This is a genomic window from Streptomyces sp. TRM64462 (assembly GCF_013362995.1).
Lineage (GTDB): Bacteria > Actinomycetota > Actinomycetes > Streptomycetales > Streptomycetaceae > Streptomyces.
The window spans coordinates 7,440-23,901 of record NZ_JABWDV010000438.1; the positions used below are offsets into that span (position 1 = coordinate 7,440).

11 protein-coding genes are annotated in these 16,462 nt (G+C 74.5%); 5 read left to right on the forward strand and 6 right to left on the reverse strand.

All coding sequences use genetic code 11. The annotated features are described in order from the left end of the window. Positions 1–90 precede the first annotated feature (90 nt). From HTZ82_RS28130 to moeZ, 5 genes are all read left to right on the forward strand, one after another. The gene (locus HTZ82_RS28130; RefSeq protein WP_175412196.1) at positions 91–1,845 is read left to right on the forward strand and encodes a DUF3492 domain-containing protein; all 1,755 of its coding nucleotides are present in this window, start codon (positions 91–93) and stop codon (positions 1,843–1,845) included. A 157-nt stretch (positions 1,846–2,002) separates the two neighbouring features. Further along, positions 2,003–3,100, forward strand: a complete 1,098-nt coding sequence (locus HTZ82_RS32820; RefSeq protein ID WP_309235733.1) for a hypothetical protein — start codon at positions 2,003–2,005, stop codon at positions 3,098–3,100. Between the two features lie 137 nt (positions 3,101–3,237). Then, positions 3,238–4,197, forward strand: coding sequence for an NAD-dependent epimerase/dehydratase family protein (locus HTZ82_RS28140; RefSeq protein ID WP_175412197.1), 960 nt, complete (start codon positions 3,238–3,240; stop codon positions 4,195–4,197). Continuing rightward, positions 4,185–4,946, forward strand: a complete 762-nt coding sequence (locus tag HTZ82_RS28145; protein ID WP_175412198.1) for a spherulation-specific family 4 protein — start codon at positions 4,185–4,187, stop codon at positions 4,944–4,946. The genes HTZ82_RS28140 and HTZ82_RS28145 overlap by 13 nt, the downstream gene beginning before the upstream one ends. An 85-nt stretch (positions 4,947–5,031) precedes the next feature. Further along, a complete protein-coding gene (gene moeZ / locus HTZ82_RS28150) occupies positions 5,032–6,210 on the forward strand; it encodes an adenylyltransferase/sulfurtransferase MoeZ (protein WP_175412199.1) in 1,179 nt (392 codons plus the stop codon). Between the two features lie 109 nt (positions 6,211–6,319). On the opposite strand, the gene HTZ82_RS28155 is transcribed toward moeZ, so the two are convergent. The 6 genes from HTZ82_RS28155 to HTZ82_RS28180 form a co-directional block, all read right to left on the reverse strand. Beyond that, on the reverse strand, positions 6,320–7,906 hold the full coding sequence (locus tag HTZ82_RS28155) for an alpha/beta hydrolase (RefSeq protein WP_254712168.1): 1,587 nt from the start codon (positions 7,904–7,906) through the stop codon (positions 6,320–6,322). A gap of 141 nt (positions 7,907–8,047) precedes the next feature. Continuing rightward, positions 8,048–9,652, reverse strand: coding sequence for an alpha/beta hydrolase (locus HTZ82_RS28160; protein WP_175412200.1), 1,605 nt, complete (start codon positions 9,650–9,652; stop codon positions 8,048–8,050). Between the two features lie 117 nt (positions 9,653–9,769). Then, positions 9,770–11,845: an ABC transporter permease gene (locus HTZ82_RS28165; protein WP_175412201.1), complete on the reverse strand. Its 2,076-nt coding sequence runs from the start codon at positions 11,843–11,845 to the stop codon at positions 9,770–9,772. Then, on the reverse strand, positions 11,842–12,603 hold the full coding sequence (gene modA / locus HTZ82_RS28170; protein ID WP_375540867.1) for a molybdate ABC transporter substrate-binding protein: 762 nt from the start codon (positions 12,601–12,603) through the stop codon (positions 11,842–11,844). Before modA ends, HTZ82_RS28165 begins: the two co-directional genes overlap by 4 nt. 58 nt (positions 12,604–12,661) lie before the next feature. Beyond that, the gene (locus HTZ82_RS28175) at positions 12,662–13,096 is read right to left on the reverse strand and encodes a molybdopterin-binding protein (protein WP_175412203.1); all 435 of its coding nucleotides are present in this window, start codon (positions 13,094–13,096) and stop codon (positions 12,662–12,664) included. Positions 13,097–13,216: 120 nt separating this feature from the next. Next, entirely contained in the window at positions 13,217–16,333 is a 3,117-nt protein-coding gene (locus HTZ82_RS28180; RefSeq protein ID WP_309235734.1) for a flippase-like domain-containing protein, read from the reverse strand. Positions 16,334–16,462 lie beyond the last annotated feature (129 nt).

Genomic DNA, 16,462 nt, shown 5'->3' on the forward strand with positions numbered 1-16,462 from the left:
CGCGCGACCGCTCTGTCCGCTTACCGTCGTCCCCGCCGCGAGTCGCCGGATCAACGGCGGCCGGACACAAGGGAGATCGGGGGTGTACTCGTGCGGATCGGTCTGCTCACGGAAGGTGGCTACCCGTATGCGTCGGGTGAGTCCAGGCTCTGGTGCGACCGGCTCGTGCGCGGGCTCGCGCAGCACGAGTTCGACGTCTACGCGCTGAGCCGCAGCGCGCGACAGGAGGACGGCGGCCGGGTCCCGCTGCCGCGGCACGTCCAGCGGGTACGGACCGCGGCCCTCTGGGCCCCCGCGGACGACGGCCACAGCTACGGACGGCGCGACCGGCGCCGCTTCACCGAGCACTTCGAGGCGCTGGCCACCGCCCTGTGCCGTGCCGAACCGTCGGGTGACGACGCCTTCGCGGCCGGGCTCTACGGGCTCGCGGAACTCGCCCGTGACCGCGGCGGGCTGTGCGCCGCCCTCCGCTCCGAGAGCGCCGCCCGGGTCCTGGAGGCCGCCTGCCGCGCCCCCGGCGCACGCCGGGGCGTGCAGCCCGCGACCGTCCCCGACTACCTCGCCTTCGCGGACCAGCTGGAGCGCGCCCTGCGCCCGCTGTCGCTCGACTGGTACGGCGCGGACGGGCTCGGCGCCGTCGACCTGTGCCATGCCGCTTCGGGGGGCGTCGCGGCGCTGCCCGGGCTTCTGGGCAAACGCTTCTTCGGGGTTCCGCTGCTGGTCACCGAGTACGGCGTGCAACTGCGGGCGCACTACCTCGCCGGCGCGACGGGCGCGACGGGGGCTGTGGGGGCGACGGGGGCTGTGGGGAGGACGGGCGCGACGGGGGCTGTGGGGACGACGGGCGCGACGGGGAGCGCAGGGGCGGCCGGGGCTCCGCCGAGTGCGCCGGTACGCGCGCTGCTCGCCGCATTCCACGGGCGGCTGGCCACCGAGGTCTACCGCCAGGCCGCCGTGATCACGCCCGGCAACACCCACGCCCGCCGCTGGCAGGAACGGTGCGGCGCCGACCGGGCCAAGCTGCGGACGGTGTACCCCGGCCTCGAAGCGGAACGGTTCGCCAGCGTGGGCGAGGGCGCCGACGGGGGCGATCCGCGCACCCTCGTGTGGGTCGGGCGCGTCGAGCCCGCCAAGGACCTCGTGGCCCTGCTGCACGCCTTCGCGGAGGTACGCAGGCAGGAGCCCGAGACCCGGCTGAGGATCGTCGCCGCGCCCGTCATGGACCCGCAGGCCGCGACGTACCTCGCCCACTGCAAGGCGCTCGCCGCCCAGCTCTTCCCGGACGAGGCCGCCGGCGCACACGCCGTCGGGGACAACCCCGTCTCCTTCGAGGAAATTGGCGGGCCCGAGGCGCCCGAACTCCCCGACGCGTACGCCGCCGGCTGTGTCGTCGTCCTGTCCAGCGTGGTCGAGGGCTTCCCGGTCGGCCTCATCGAGGCGATGCTGTGCGGGCGGGCCACCGTCTCCACGGACGTCGGCGCGGTCGTCGAGGTCATCGGGGGCACCGGGCTCGTCGTGCCCCCGCGCAATCCGCGGGCGCTCGCGGACGCGTGCGTCGCGCTGCTGCGCGACCCGGCGCGCAGGGAACGGCTGGGCGCCGCCGCGCGCGCCCGCGCACTCGAACTGTTCACGGTCGAGCAGAACCTCGCCGCCTTCCGCGCGCTGTACCTCGAACTCCTGTCGCTCGCGCCGGTGCGCCGCGACGCCGAGGCCGTGGACGCGCAGGGCGGGCCCGTACCGTTCGCGCACCCCGCCGAGGCGTACGTGCCGGGGCACTGGACGGCCGCCCCGCGCCCCGCGCCCGCCTGGGCGTGCGCGACGACGGCTGGGGGCGGCGATGTCTGAGGCGCGGACGGGTATGGGGCCCGGGCCGGGGACCGGGACCGGGACTGGGCCCGGGACTGGGCCCGGGACGGCTGAGGGCGCCGCGCAGGGGGCCGCGCCCGGCGCCGGGCCGGGGGGCATGCCGGGCACCGCGCCTGGTGTCGTCCGGCGCGGTTCCGTGGACCCCGTGAAGGTGCTGCTGCACCGGCACCGGGAGCTGTGCGAGCGGGCTGTCGATCCGCTGGAGATCGCCGCGGGGCTCGAAGCGCACGGCGTCACCGACCGCACCGCCGCCCGCTTCCGGCACCGGGACGTGTTCTCGCTCGCCGAGGAGCTCTACGCGCGCGTGCCCCGAGGCGGCGACGACGACGGCACCGCGTCACCGGCCGACGCCCCGTTGGGCCAGGGCCAGGGCCGGGGGCACGCGGAGGCCGGTCCCGTGCGGGAACGGCGGGAACGGTACTGGGTGCTCAGCGCGCTGCTCCCCGGGGCCGTCTGCGGGCTCGCCGTCGCCGGGCACGCCCTGACGTCGGGGCCGCTGCGGCTCGCCGTCACGGTGGCCGGCGCCGCTGCGGTCGCCGCGGCGCTCGTCCACTGCCTGCGGCACGGCCCGCTCCGCGCCCCCGGCCGCGCCCTGCACGGCGCGCGGGCCTGGACGGTGCTGCTCCTGGCGTACGCCGCGTACGGTGACGGGCTGCTCGCGGAGCTGATCAGCGGCGGCCCCGAGAGGCCCTGGCCTCCGGTCACGGCACCGCTCGTCGGGCTCGCCCTCGCGGTGCTCCCGGCCGCCGCCTGCGCCCGGCTGTTCGCCGTGCGGGCCCGGCACCGGCTCGCCGGCAGCCGCGGCCTGACCGACTTCACCGCGCGCGCCCGGCCCCTGCTCCTCGCCGTCGTCGCGCTGCACCTCGCCGCGCTCACGGGCCTGCTCGCCCTGGTCCGCCTGGTGCCCGGCACCGTACCCGGGGCGCTCGCCCCTGCGGCCGCACTGGGCACGCTGCTGTTCCTGGCCCGGCTGCTCACCGTCCACGGCTACGCCGAGTCGGCCAGCGCGGGACTCGCCGCCGCCTGCGCCGCCGAGGCCGTCGCCTGCGCGTCCCTGCTGGCCGGACGGCTCCCGGGCTGCGACGCGCTGTCGGCCCCGGTGCGGGCGGCCGTCGAAACCTGGGGCGCCGCCTCCGTACCGACCCTCGCCTGCGGGGCAGCGGCCCTCGCCCTGCTGGCCCACGCCACCAGGGCCCTCGCCCGAGCCTCCGCCCACGCGCCCGCCCACGCCTGAACCACCCTTCGAACCATCGACCCGCGACCTTCGACCTTCGACGTCTGACCTTCGAACCTTCGACCTTCGACCGAGGAGACACACGAGATGACCCCCCAATCCCCGACCACGGCCTGCCGGCGCGAAGGGGGCGCGCGATGAGGGTGCTGCTGCTCGGTGCCACGGGATTCATCGGCCGCTTCGTCGCCGACCGGCTGCTCGCCGACCCGGCGGTGCACCTGACCGCCCTCGGCCGCCGCGACGACTCCGACGTCCGCTTCGACCTCGCCAACGGCAGTCCCGGCGCGCTCACCCGGTTCCTCGACGCCGTCCACCCCGGTGTCGTCATCAACTGCGCCGGTGCCACCCGGGGCGGCGCCCGCGAGCTGACCCGGCACAACACCGTCGCCGTCGCCACCGTCTGCGAGGCCCTGCGCCGCAGCCGCTGCGGCGCGCGCATGGTGCAGGTCGGCTGCGCGTCCGAGTACGGGCCCGCACAGCCCGGTTCGTCGACCGCCGAGGACGCCGTGCCCCGGCCCGGCGGCCCGTACGGCGTGTCCAAGCTCGCCGCCACCGAACTGGTCCTGGGCGCCGGCCTCGACGCCGTCGTGCTCCGGGTCTTCTCACCGGTCGGCCCCGGCACCCCGGCCGGTTCGCCGCTGGGCCGGCTCGCGGAGGCCCTGCGCCGGGCCATGCAGTCCGGCGACGGCGAGCTGAAACTCGGTGGCCTCGGAGTCCAGCGCGACTTCGTGGACGTACGGGACGTGGCGCGCGCCGTGCACGCCGCTTCGCTGTCGGCCGCGCAGGGCGTCGTCAACATCGGCACGGGCCGTGCCGTACGGCTCCGGGACGCGGCGGGTGTCCTCGCGCGCGTCGCCGGGTACACGGGCGCCCTCCACGAGCTGGACGGGCCGCCCGCCCGGCCCTCCATCGCCGCGCAGCGCGCCGACTCGCTCGGCGACCACCTGCCGCCCCCTCCGCATCCGTACCCCGACGGCTGCGGCGGCTGGCAGCAGGCCGACGTCCGCACCGCACGCGACCGGCTCGGCTGGCGGCCCCGGATCAACCTGGAGGAGTCGCTGGCCGACATCTGGATGGAGGCGGCATGCCGCATCTGACCAGACCCGGCACCGACGACCTCTCCGCGACCGGTGCCGAGAGGCTCGGCTTCGGCATCCCCGGCTACGCCCACCCGCTCCTCGCGCCCGTCGAATGGGCGGAGCTGACCCGGCCGGGCACCCCGGTGCACTGGGCCGTCCTCAATGTCGCGGACGGCCCCGGCGTCCGGCCCGACCCGCACTGCACGGAAGCGGCGGCCCGGCTGCGGAACGCGGGCGTCCGCGTCCTCGGCCACCTCGCGGGGACCGGCCGGCGCACGTACGGGGACCTCGTGTCGGACGCCCAGCGATATCTCGACTGGTACCGCGTGGACGGCTACTTCCTGGACGGCTGTCCCACGGAGCGGGAAGACCTGGCCGGAGTGCGGCGCCTCACGGCGACCCTGGAGACGGTGCTGGAGGAGGGCGACGACCCGGACGGCGGCCATCTCGTGCTCGGTCACGGCACGCACCCGTACCCGGGCTACGCGGAGATCGCCGACCAGCTCGTGACCTTCGCCGGGCCGTGGACGGAATACCGCTGGTCACAGGCTGAGGAGTGGACGGCCGACCATCCGCCGGAACGGTTCGCGCACCTCGTTCACGGAGTGCCCCGCACTCATCTGGACGAGGCCATGCGGATCGCCCGGTGGCAGGGCGCCGGAACGATCTTCTTCACCGACCGCACAGGACAAACCAACCCATTCTCGGCCCTGCCCGGCTACTGGGACGAAATCGTCTCGCAGATCGGACCGGGTGTCTCGGAATGAGGAGGGCCGTGGCAGTGTTACGGGACATGTAGTCCCCGCCCGCGCGGGGGTAGTCCCGTACTGACATACGACCAACGGAGTCCCCGTGTCGCTGCCACCCCTGGTCGAGCCGGCTGCCGAGCTCACCGTAGACGAGGTCCGCAGGTACTCCCGCCATCTGATCATCCCCGACGTGGGGATGGACGGACAGAAGCGGCTGAAGAACGCCAAGGTGCTGTGTGTGGGCGCCGGCGGCCTCGGCTCGCCCGCCCTCATGTACCTGGCGGCGGCCGGTGTGGGCACGCTCGGCATCGTGGAGTTCGACGAGGTCGACGAGTCGAACCTGCAGCGCCAGATCATCCACAGCCAGTCGGACATCGGCCGCTCCAAGGCGGAGTCCGCGCGCGACTCCGTCCTCGGCATCAACCCGTACGTGAACGTGGTCCTTCACGAGGAGCGGCTGGAAGCCGACAACGTGATGGACATCTTCAGCCAGTACGACCTGATCGTCGACGGCACGGACAACTTCGCCACCCGTTACCTCGTCAACGACGCGTGCGTGCTGCTGAACAAGCCGTACGTCTGGGGCTCCATCTACCGCTTCGACGGCCAGGCGTCGGTCTTCTGGTCCGAGTACGGGCCCTGCTACCGCTGCCTCTACCCGGAGCCCCCGCCGCCGGGCATGGTCCCGTCCTGCGCCGAGGGCGGCGTCCTGGGCGTGCTCTGCGCGTCCATCGGCTCCATCCAGGTCACCGAGGCCATCAAGGTCCTCGCCGGCGTGGGCGACCCGCTGGTCGGCCGCCTGATGATCTACGACGCCCTGGAGATGCAGTACCGCCAGGTCAAGGTCCGCAAGGACCCGAACTGCGCGGTCTGCGGCGAGAACCCGACCGTCACCGAACTCATCGACTACGAGGCCTTCTGCGGCGTCGTGTCCGAGGAGGCCCAGGAGGCGGCGGCCGGCTCCACGATCACTCCCAAGCAGCTCAAGGAGTGGATCGACGACGGCGAGAACATCGACATCATCGACGTCCGCGAGGTCAACGAGTACGAGATCGTCTCGATCCCCGGCGCCCGGCTGATCCCGAAGAACGAGTTCCTGATGGGCGCCGCCCTCCAGGACCTGCCGCAGGACAAGAAGATCGTCTTGCATTGCAAGACGGGTGTCCGCAGTGCGGAAGTCCTGGCGGTCCTGAAGTCCGCGGGCTTCTCCGACGCCGTTCACGTCGGCGGCGGCGTCATCGGCTGGGTGAACCAGATCGAGCCGCACAAGCCGGTCTACTGACCGGACGTCCGGACATTGGACATCGGACATCGCTCCCGGGCAGGGGGCCGGACCGCTCGGACCGGCCCCCTTCCCGCGTCCTCGGCTCCTCCTGTGTCCGGGGCCGGTGTTACGAGCAGGTCTTGCCGTCCGTCGGGACCTTGCCCCGCAGCAGGTAGTCGTCGACCGTCCGCGTCACGCACGTCGACGTGCCGTACGCGCCGTGGCCCTCACCCTCGTTGGTGACGAGGATGCCGACGTCATCGCCGAGCCCGTCCGCCATCCGGGGCGCACCCTCGTACGGCGTCGCCGGATCGCCCTTCGTCCCCACCACCAGGATCGGGCCCGCGCCCGGAGCGCTCACGTCCTGCGTGGTCCACTCGCCGTCCACGGGCCAGTTCGCGCACCAGCCGGCGGTGTCCCAGGCCAGGAACTCACCGAACACGGGCGATATCCGCCGGAACTCCGGCAGCAGCGCCTTGGCTTCGGCCGGCGTCGGCCGCTGCTTGCTGTCCGCGCACGAGATCGCCCGCTGGGAGTGGCTGTCCGTGCCGTAACTCCCGTCGGGGCCGCGGTCGTTGTACAGGTCCGCGAGCCGCAGCAGCGCGTCGCCCCGGCCGCTCTCCGCCTCCTCCAGCGCGGTCGTCAGCGCCGGCCAGCTGCTCTCCGAGTACAGCGGCAGGACGATGCCCGTCAGCGCCAGGCTCTCCGTCAGCTCACGGCCGCCGCTGGTCGGCAGCGGCTTCTGGTCCAGCCGCTTCAGCAGCCGCGCCACGCGCGCCGTACCCGCCTCGGCGCCCTCGCCGGTGGACTCGAAGTAGTTGTTCAGGGCCCGCTGGAAACCGGTCGTCTGGTTCCGTGCGTGGCCCGTCGCGTCCGATGTCGGGTCGACGACCGCGTCCAGCACCGTCCAGCCGACGTTCTTCGGGAACAGGTGCGCGTAGGCGCCGCCGAGCTGCGTCCCGTACGAGAAGCCGAAGTAGTTCAGCTTCTTGTCGCCCAGGACGTGCCGGACCAGGTCCATGTCGCGGGCCGTGTTGTTCGTCGTGACGTGGCGGATGACCGTGCCGGACCGGCGGGCGCAGCCCGCCCCGAAGTCCGACGCGTCCTTCAGGTAGGCGGCCTCCTCGGCCGCCGTGTCCGGCGTCAGGTCGACGCGCTTCTCGGCCGCCGCCTGCTCCTCGTCGTCCCGGCACACGACACCCGAGCTCCGCCCCACGCCCCGCGGGTCGAAGCCGACCAGGTCGTAGCGGCGGTTCAGCGCGCCGTACTCGTCGGCGGCGGACGGCAGTATCTCGACGCCGGAAGAGCCAGGACCGCCGAAGTTGAACAGCAGCGCGCCGATACGGTCGCCCTTGTCGCGGGCCTCCTTGCGGACGAGCGCGATATCGAGAGTCGCCCCGTCCGGCTTCGCGTAGTCGAGAGGGACCTTGACCGTCGCGCACCGCCACCCGGACCCGGGCGCCTCACCGCCGTCGGGCGCCTCGCAGCCCCGCCAGTCCGGCTTCTGGTCCGTGAGCGACGCCGGCAGCGCCGGCATGCCCGCGGAACTGCCGGGCTTGCCTGGAGCACTGCTCCCCGCACCATTGCCCGCACTGCTACCCGCACCATTGCCCGCACCGCTGCCCGTGCCGTTCCCGGTCTGGCAGCCGGCGACCGCACCGGCCAGCAGGGCCACCCCGGCCGCCATGGCCACGGCCCTCACCCGCATGGACATCTTTCCCCCCACCCTGATAGCCCTGGTAGCCCTGATAACCCGGACACCCCCGGATGACCTCGACCGATCCCGGAAACCCACCTGTCGAACGTCATCGTAGGCGCCGCCCGCGACAGCCCGCCTCGCCCTGTGGACAACCCCTCACGGGCAGACGGTTCCCGAGGCCGGCACCTTGCCGTCCAGCAGATACGCGTCCACGACGCGCTTCACACAGGCGTCGCCGCCGTTGTACGCGCCGTGCCCCTCGCCCCGGTAGGTCACCTCCACGCCCACGCCCTTGCCGAGCGCCCGCGCCATCGCCTTCGCGCCCTCGAACGGCGTCGCCGGGTCGCCCGTCGTGCCGATCACGAGGATCGGCGGCGCCCCGGGCGCGCTGACGTCCGGGTGCTCCCACGTCCCGGGCACGGGCCACTGGCTGCAGCCGAGCAGGCCCCAGCCGAGGAGGTCGCCGAACACCGGGGACGCCTCGCGGAACTCCGGCAGCCTGGTCTTGACCTGGTCCAGCGTGAACCGCTGCTTGTCGTCGACGCAGTTGATGGCCGCGTTCGCCGCCTGGAGGTTGTTGTAGTTGCCGTTCTCGTCACGGCCGTTCAGCGAGTCCGACAGGGCCAGCAGCAGCGCGCCGTTGCCCCCGTCCGCCTCGTCCAGGCCCTGCTCCAGGTACGGCCAGTACTCCTTCGAGTACAGCGCCTGCAGGATGCCGTTGGCCGCCTGCGTCTGCGTGAGCTTGCGGTCGCCGATGCCGTCGACGGGCTGCCGGTCGAGCCGGTCGAGCAACGCGGTGACGAACTGCTCGATCTCCGCGGGGGTGCTGCCCGGCAGGGTGCACGCGTCACCCCGGTCCACGCAGTCCTGCGCGAAGTTGCCCAGCGCCAGCTGGAACCCCTTCGCCTGTCCCAGGGCGCCTTCCCCGGCCGTCGCGGTCGGGTCGACGACCGCGTCGAACACCGCGCGGCCGACGTGGCGGGGGAACAGGTGGGCGTACACGCCGCCGAGCTCCGTGCCGTACGAGATGCCGAAGTAGTACAGCTTGTCGTCGCCGAGCACCTGCCGCATCAGGTCCATGTCGCGTGCGGCGTTCTCCGTACCGACGTGCGGCAGCATCTTCCCGGAGTTCTCGTCGCACGCCTCCGCGTACTGCTTCAGCTCGCTCCGGAGGGTCTCCTGCTCGGCGGCGTTGTCGGGCGTCGCGTCCTGGGAGAAGAACGCGTCGAGCGCGCGGTCGCCCAGGCACTCCACGCCCTCACTGCGGCCGACGCCGCGCGGGTCGAAGCTGACGAGGTCGTATCGCGCGCGTAGCGACTCGTAGTCCGCGGCGAAGGACGGCAGGCCGGTGATGCCGGAGCCGCCGGGCCCGCCGAAGTTGAAGACGAGGGAGCCGATCCGCTGGGCCTGGTCGCGGGCCTTCGCCCGGATCAGGGCCAGCTCGACGGTCTCGCCGCCGGGCTCGGCGTAGTCCAGCGGCGCGTCCATGAACGCGCACTCCCACCGGGTGCCGTCCGGCAGCGGCGACGGCGCGGTCCCGCCCGCCCCCGCGTCCGGGGGAGCGGTGCACGCCCGCCACGTCGGCTTCTGCGCGGCCAGGTCCCGCATGGGACTGCGGCCGCCGTCCGCCCCGCCGTCCCCGCCGTCGGCGCAGCCCGCCGCGCCGAACGCCAGGAGCACGGCGGTGGCGATCGCCGAGGCGGCGAGGCGCGTCGTACGCCGAAGGGCGGCGGTACGCGGGGCGGCGCGAGTCATCGGCATGAATCCATCATCGGCGCGCCGCCCGCCCGGCGCCTGCGCGGGCAGCCATGCGGGTGGCCGCGGGTGACGCCCGCCTATGGCAGGTAGCGCTGCGGGCCGTGCGGCCCGGGCAGGCGGCTACAGGGGGACGACGGTGATCTCGGTCGCCTTCACGCTGGCCCACACCTCGGCGCCCTCCGCGAGCCCCAGGTCCGCCGCGGCCGCCGGGGTCACCTCGGCGACCAGGTCCAGGCCCGGTGCCGGGGCGCCCGCCACCAGGACCCGCAGGCGGGCGCCGTGCGCGGTCAGCTCCCGTACCGTGCCCCGCCACACGTTGCGGGGGCTGCTCCCGGACGGGCGGGTGCGGTGCAGCGACACCGCCTCCGGCGCGACGACCGCGAGGGCGGGCGTCCCGTCGGCGGGTGCGGGGTCGGCGGCCGTCACCAGGCGGACGCCGCCCGCCGGGCCGTCAGGGCCGCCCGTCACGTCGAGGCCGCCGCCGTCCCGTACGGTGCCCTGCCAGGCGTTGCGGCCCAGCATGCGCGCCACCCACGGCGAACGCGGATGCCGCGTCACCTCACCCGGCTCGGCGTACTGCACCAGGCGCCCGTCCTCCAGGACCAGGACCCGGTCCGCCAGCGACACGGCCTCCACGGGGTCGTGCGTCACGATCAGGCACACGCCCGGGAACCCCGCCAGGTGCCGGCGCAGCGCGTGTCGCACCCGCGCGCGCGTGGTCTGGTCGAGCGCGGCCAGCGGCTCGTCCAGGAGCAGCAGCCGTGGCCGCGCCGCGAGCGCCCGCGCCAGCGCGACCCGCTGCGCCTGGCCGCCCGACAGCTCGGCGGGGCGGCGGTGCGCGAGATGGCCGACGCCCAGCCGGTCCAGCCGCTTCCGGGCCTCCACGCGCGCGTGGGCCCGTGGAACGCCCCGGGCGCGCAACCCGTACGCGGTGTTCGCCAGCGCCGACAGATGCGGGAACAGCGCCCCGTCCTGCGGCACCCACGCGATCCCCCGCCGGTGCGGCGGCGCCCCCGCAAGGTCCCCGTCGCCCAGGTGCAGGGACGTGGCCGTGGCGCGGGGCGTCAGACCCAGCAGCGCCCGCAACAGCGTCGTCTTGCCGGCCCCGTTGGGCCCGACGACGGCGACGGTGGTCCCACCGGGGACGTCCAGCCCGACCGCGGTGGCCCCGGTCACCTCCGCGACAAGCGGCCGGCCTCCTCCGACACCGGCGGCCGCGTCACCGGCCGCGTCACCGGCCGCGTCACCGGCCGCGGCGTCCCCGGTGCCATCCGTACCGTCGCCCGGCAGGTCGCGGCCGTCCCGCCCCGTCCAGCCGTCCGGGAACGCGCCCGGAACCGCACCCGGAAGCGCGCGGCCCTCCGGTTCCTCCGAGGCCCCCGGCGCACCCGGCCGGGCCTCGCGGGCCGACGGGCGGCCCAGCCAGCGGCCCCGCAGCGCGACGAGCACGCCGGTGGCCACCACGAGCAGCAGCAGCGACACCGCGACCGCGCCCTCCGGGTCGTTCTGCAGCAGCAGGTACACCTGGAGCGGCAGCGTCTGGGTCGTGCCCGGCAGGTTCCCGGCGAAAGTGATCGTCGCGCCGAACTCGCCCAGCGCCCGAGCCCAGCACAGCGCGGCCCCCGCCACCAGCCCCGGCGCGACCATCGGCACCGTGACCGTCCAGAACGCCCGGAGCGGCGAGGCGCCCAGGGAGGCCGCCGTCTCCTCGTACCGCGGGTGCAGTCCGGCCAGCGCGCCCTCCAGGCTGATCACCAGGAACGGCATCGACACGAACGCCGCCGCCGCCACCGCGCCCGCCGTCGAGAACGGCAGTGTCACGCCGAACCAGTCGTCGAGGACCCCGCCCAGCAGCCCGCGCCGCCCGAACCCCTGCAACAGCGCCACACCCGCCACCGTCGGCGGCAGCACCATCGGCAGCATCACCAGCACCCGCACCAGGGCCTTACCGGGGAAGTCCACGCGCGCGAGGACCCACGCCAGCGGCACGCCCAGCAGCAGGGACAGCGCCAGCGCCCATCCCGACACGACCAGGGACAGCCCCAGCGCCTCCCGTACGGCGGGCGTGGTCAGCCGCCGCGCCAGCGTCCCCCACGGCGCGTGCGCCAGCACCCCGGCGAGCGGCAGCAGCAGGAAGACCACCGCCACCAGGGCGGGGACGGCCAGCGCGGCGGGCACCCGCCGGGGCGTGTTCACGGCGTCTCGAACCCGGCGCCGGCCAGCAGCTTCCGCGCCTCCGCCGACCGCAGCCAGGCCACGAAGGCGCGGGCCCCGTCCGGGTTCCCGGCGGAGTCCAGCGTGGCGGCCGGATAGGAGGCGACGGCGTTCTGCGCGTCCGGTACGTCGACGGTGTCCACGTCCCCGCGCGCGGTGGCGGCGTCCGTCGCGTACACCAGTCCCGCGTCCGCCTCGCCCAGCTGGACCTTGCTGAGCACGGCCCGCACGCTCGGCTCCTGCGAGACCGGCCGCACGTCCACCCCGGCCCGGTCGAGGATCTGCCGGCTGTACCGCCCGGCGGGCACCTCGGGCGCGGCGAGCACCACCTTCAGGTCGCCTCTCGCGAGGTCCTTGAGGCCGGTGATCCGCTCCGGGTTGCCCTCGGCCGTGGCGATCGTGAGCCGGTTGCGCGCGATGACGACCGGCGTACCGGTGTCGTCCTTCAGCCCCTCCATGGTCCGGGGGTCGGCGGTGACGAGGACGTCGGCGGGCACACCCTGCCGTACCTGCGAGGCCAGCTCCTGCGAGCCGGCGAAGGAGAAGACGACCTCCGTACCGGGGTGCTCCTCGGCGTACGCGGTGCCGATCGCCCGGAAGACGTCCGTCAGGGACGCGGCGGCCAGCACCGTCACCTTCCCGCGGCCCCCGTCACCCGAACCCGAACCGGAACCGGAACCGGGCCCGGAACCCGAACCACCGCACGCCGCCAGCGGCACCAGCAGCACGGCCGCGAGCACGGCCCCCAGAACGCGGCCTCCGGCGCGCCGACGGAACCCGCCGCGATGCCCCCGCCGCTCAGCCACGGTCGCCCCGCACCCGGTCGCCCCGCACCCGGTCGACATGGACGTTCGTCGACTTCACCCGCGCCACCGCCTCGACGCCCACCTCCAGGCCCAGCTCCTCGACCGCCTCGCGCGTGAGCAGCGACACCAGCCGGTGCGGCCCCGCCTGGATCTCCACCTGCGCGGCGACGTCCCCGAGCTTCACGGCCGTGACGATCCCGGCGAACGCGTTGCGCGTGCTGCTGTACGGCGCCTCGCCCGCCTCGTCCGCCTGCCGCGCCAGCTCCACCGCGAACGCGGCCAGGTCCGGTCCGTCGACCAGCCGCCTGCCGGCCTCGTCCCGGCGCGTGGGCAGCCGGCCGCCGTCGGCCCAGCGCCGTACCGTGTCGGCGCTCACGCCGAGAAGCCGCGCCGCCTGCTGCGTGGTGTAGGACCGTACGTGCCGCATGTGCGGCAATGTAGGCACCCCGAGCTCGCAGCCGCAAGCAAGACCGGGCGATCCTCCTGGCGGATGCGACCGGAGCCGTACGAAGCTACAGGGCTACGGGGACTGCAGGGACCACCGGCGCTACAGCGCGCCCTTCCGCGTCAGGTAGCTGAACGACAACCAGCCCGGCAGCACCGGGAGCCACAGCGTCAGCACCCGGTACAGCAGCACCGCGGGCGTCGCGATCTCCGTGGGTACGCCGGTCAGGATCAGACCACCGATGAGCGCGCCCTCGACCGCGCCCACACCGCCCGGCGTCGGCGCCGCCGACCCGAGCGCGTTGCCCGCAAGGAACACCACGGCGAGACTCGCGTAGCTCAACGGCTGCTCGCCGTCGCTGAACGCCCGGACCGACGCGTCAAGGCACAGCACGAACATCGCGGTCAGCATCAGCATGCCGCCGATCCCGGTGAGCAGCTTCCGCGGCCGCTGGAGCATGTCCAGCATGCGCGGCACCACACCCGCGAACAGCGAGCGAAGCCGCGACGACACGAACTTGCGCAGCGCCGGCACCGCCGTGACCACCAGCAGGAGCACCGCGATCGTCAGCAGCCCCGCGATCACCGTCCTGGACGGTGTGAAGTCGTCCTGCGACCGCTGCGTACCCGTCAGATACCCGAAGGTGAGCAGCAGCGTGATGTGTGCCCCGAGCCCGAACAGCTGCGATGCGCCCACGCTCGCCACCGCGAGGCCGGGCCGCACGCCCGCCCGCTGGAGGAACCGCGTGTTCAGCGCCACGCCGCCCACCGCCGCCGGGGCGACGACCTTCACGAAGGACCCGGCGACCTGCGCCGCCACCGTCCGCAGGAACGGCACCCGCTCCGGTACGAAGCCCAGCAGGCTCATCGCGGCCGCCACATAGCTGAGCGCCGAGAAGATCAGCGCGGCCGCCACCCAGCCCCAGTCCGCACCCCCGATCGTGGACAGCTCGACCGTCGCGATCTGCGAGAGCAGGAAGTACGCGGCGATGGCACCCGCGATGAGGCTGACGAGGGTACGGGGCCTGATCCGCTCCAGCCGGACCGGTTCCACGGGCGCCTGCGGCCTGATGCGCAGCACCTGGCGCCGGATCTGCGCCAGCAGGTCTTCCTCCCGGGCCCCGTGCAACGCGTCCTCCAGGGCCCGCTTCTGGGCCTGCTTCTCCGCCCGTACGGCCTTCCGGTCCGCCTTGGTGACGGCGCCCTTCTGCGCTGTCTCCGGACGGGCCTGCCTGGCCGCCTCGGACGCCCGCAGCACCGCCTCCCGCTCCCGCTGCGACCGCTCACGCGCCAGACGCCGCAGCGTCGCGCGCGTGGACCGGCTGAGCGCGATCGGCTGGAGCAGCGGCAGACAGTCGGCGACCGTGTCGGGCCCGAGCACGTCGACGGCGGCGGCGACCGCGCGCTCAGGGCCCACGCGCAGGCCCAGCGTGGTCAGCAGCTGCGCGATGTCCATCCGCAGCACCAGATCGCCCGCCGCGATCTCGCCGCCCCGCAGGTCCGTGATCACCACCTTGCCGGAACGATCCACCAGCAGGGCGTCGCCCGTCAGCCTCCGGTGCGCGATCCGCCGCGACTGCAGCGCCTTGACCTGCTCCCAGCAGCTCCGTACGACCTGGTCGGTGATCTCGTCGTCGGCGAGCGAGTCGAGTGAGCGGCCGCCCCGGTGCTCGTAGATGAGCATCACGGCGTCCGGGCCCAGCTCCGACGTGGCGATCAGCTTGGGCGCGTTCGCGCCGGCCGCGATCGCCGCGTACGCCAGCAGGGCCTCCTGCTCCAGGGCCTGGCGCAGCGACTGGATGGACCGGCGCGTGGTGAAGCCGCGCAGCGTGAGGCGGCGCCACACCCGGTAGAAGAACCCGTGCGCCTGCTGCTCGCGGTCGACGACCGTGACGTCGAGCGGGGAGCCCTCCTCCAGGGTCACCAGGTATCTGCGGCCCCGGTCGCCCTGCTCGGCCGTGTCCGGCACGCCCTCGGCGCGCATCGCCGAGACGGGCCGGAACCCGACGTGCCGCAGCCCGGCGAGCAGGGTCTGCCCGGTGGGCCGTACGTTCGGCGAGCCGACCGTGTAGAGCGTGCCGTACGCGACCGTCCAGCCGATCAGGATGGTCAGGATGATCGACAGGGGCGTGGTGTAGCCCGCCACGAGCATGGTGAACGCGTCGAGAAGCAGCACCGTCCAGAGCGCGAACCGCCAGCGCGGCCTGCGGGCCATGCCGACGGCCGACATGTACGCGATGACCGGCGCGAGGTAGCCGTGCACCGGGTCGGTCAGGCCGCCGCCGCTCTGCGGCTGCGTCAGGGCGTCCTGGATGGTGGCGGGCGCGCCCCTGGCCACCCACAGGTCGACGGCGAGGGTCACGCCGTGCGCGAGTACGGCGGCGAGTACGCCGTCCGCGATGCGCAGGCCGTCCCGTTTGATCAGCCGTTCGATCGCGAAGGCGACCGGGACGAGCAGCACCGCGATGCTGGAGACGAGTCCGGCGACGGAGACGAAGACGTCCGGGGTCTGGCCCGTGCCCTTGGTGATGTCCTGCTCCAGGCCCGACGTGGTGCCGTGGGCGAAGGCCGCGATGGCGAGGACGACACCGATCGCCAGCAGGCCGGTGAGCAGGCGCAGGAGATCGGACGGGCGGTGCACGCGCGCGGCGAGCAGCGGTTCGTCGCCCGAGACCCGGTCGTTGTGGCCCCCGCCGGACGCGGACGACCCGGGCGTACCGGCGGGGCCCGACGGCCCGGAGGTACCGGCGGAGCCGCTGCCGGCTCGGGTGTCGTCGGTGTTGCCGTTGGGGGTGCCGGGGCCGGTCGTGTCGGACGGGGCGCCGGTGCCGGGGCCTGGGCCTTTGCCCCTTGTGCTGCTGGGCGTCTCGCCCGCGCTGCCAGAGGTGCCTTTGGTGTCGTCGGTGCCGCCGTCGGCCGGGGCGCCCCCAGGGGTGCCGCCCGTACCGCCGGGCGTGGCACCCGTACCGCTCCGGTCGCCGCCCTCGGCGCTGCCGTGCGGACCCTCGTCGGCGCTGCCGCCCGTGCTGCCGCGCGCCTCGTGGCCCGCGTCGCCCGGCGGCCCGCCGCCGGTCGCCCTGCCGCTGGCCGCCCGTGCGCGGAAGGCGCCGGCGGAGCCGTCGCCGGACCGCTGCCGGTCGCCGTCGCCTGGGCGCGGCGCGTCGGCGGCGTCCGGGCGCGGCTCGGCGTCAGGAGCGCTCGCCACGTCCGCTGGCCGCACGTCCCGTCCCTCCGCCTTCGCTGTCTCTTCTTGATCTCGTATCACCAGTCACCGCCCGGAAGATGGTGGCATGACCGGGGGGCGCAGGAGAGCATCAGGGTGTAATGCCCGCGTTGTCGTACCTGTGGT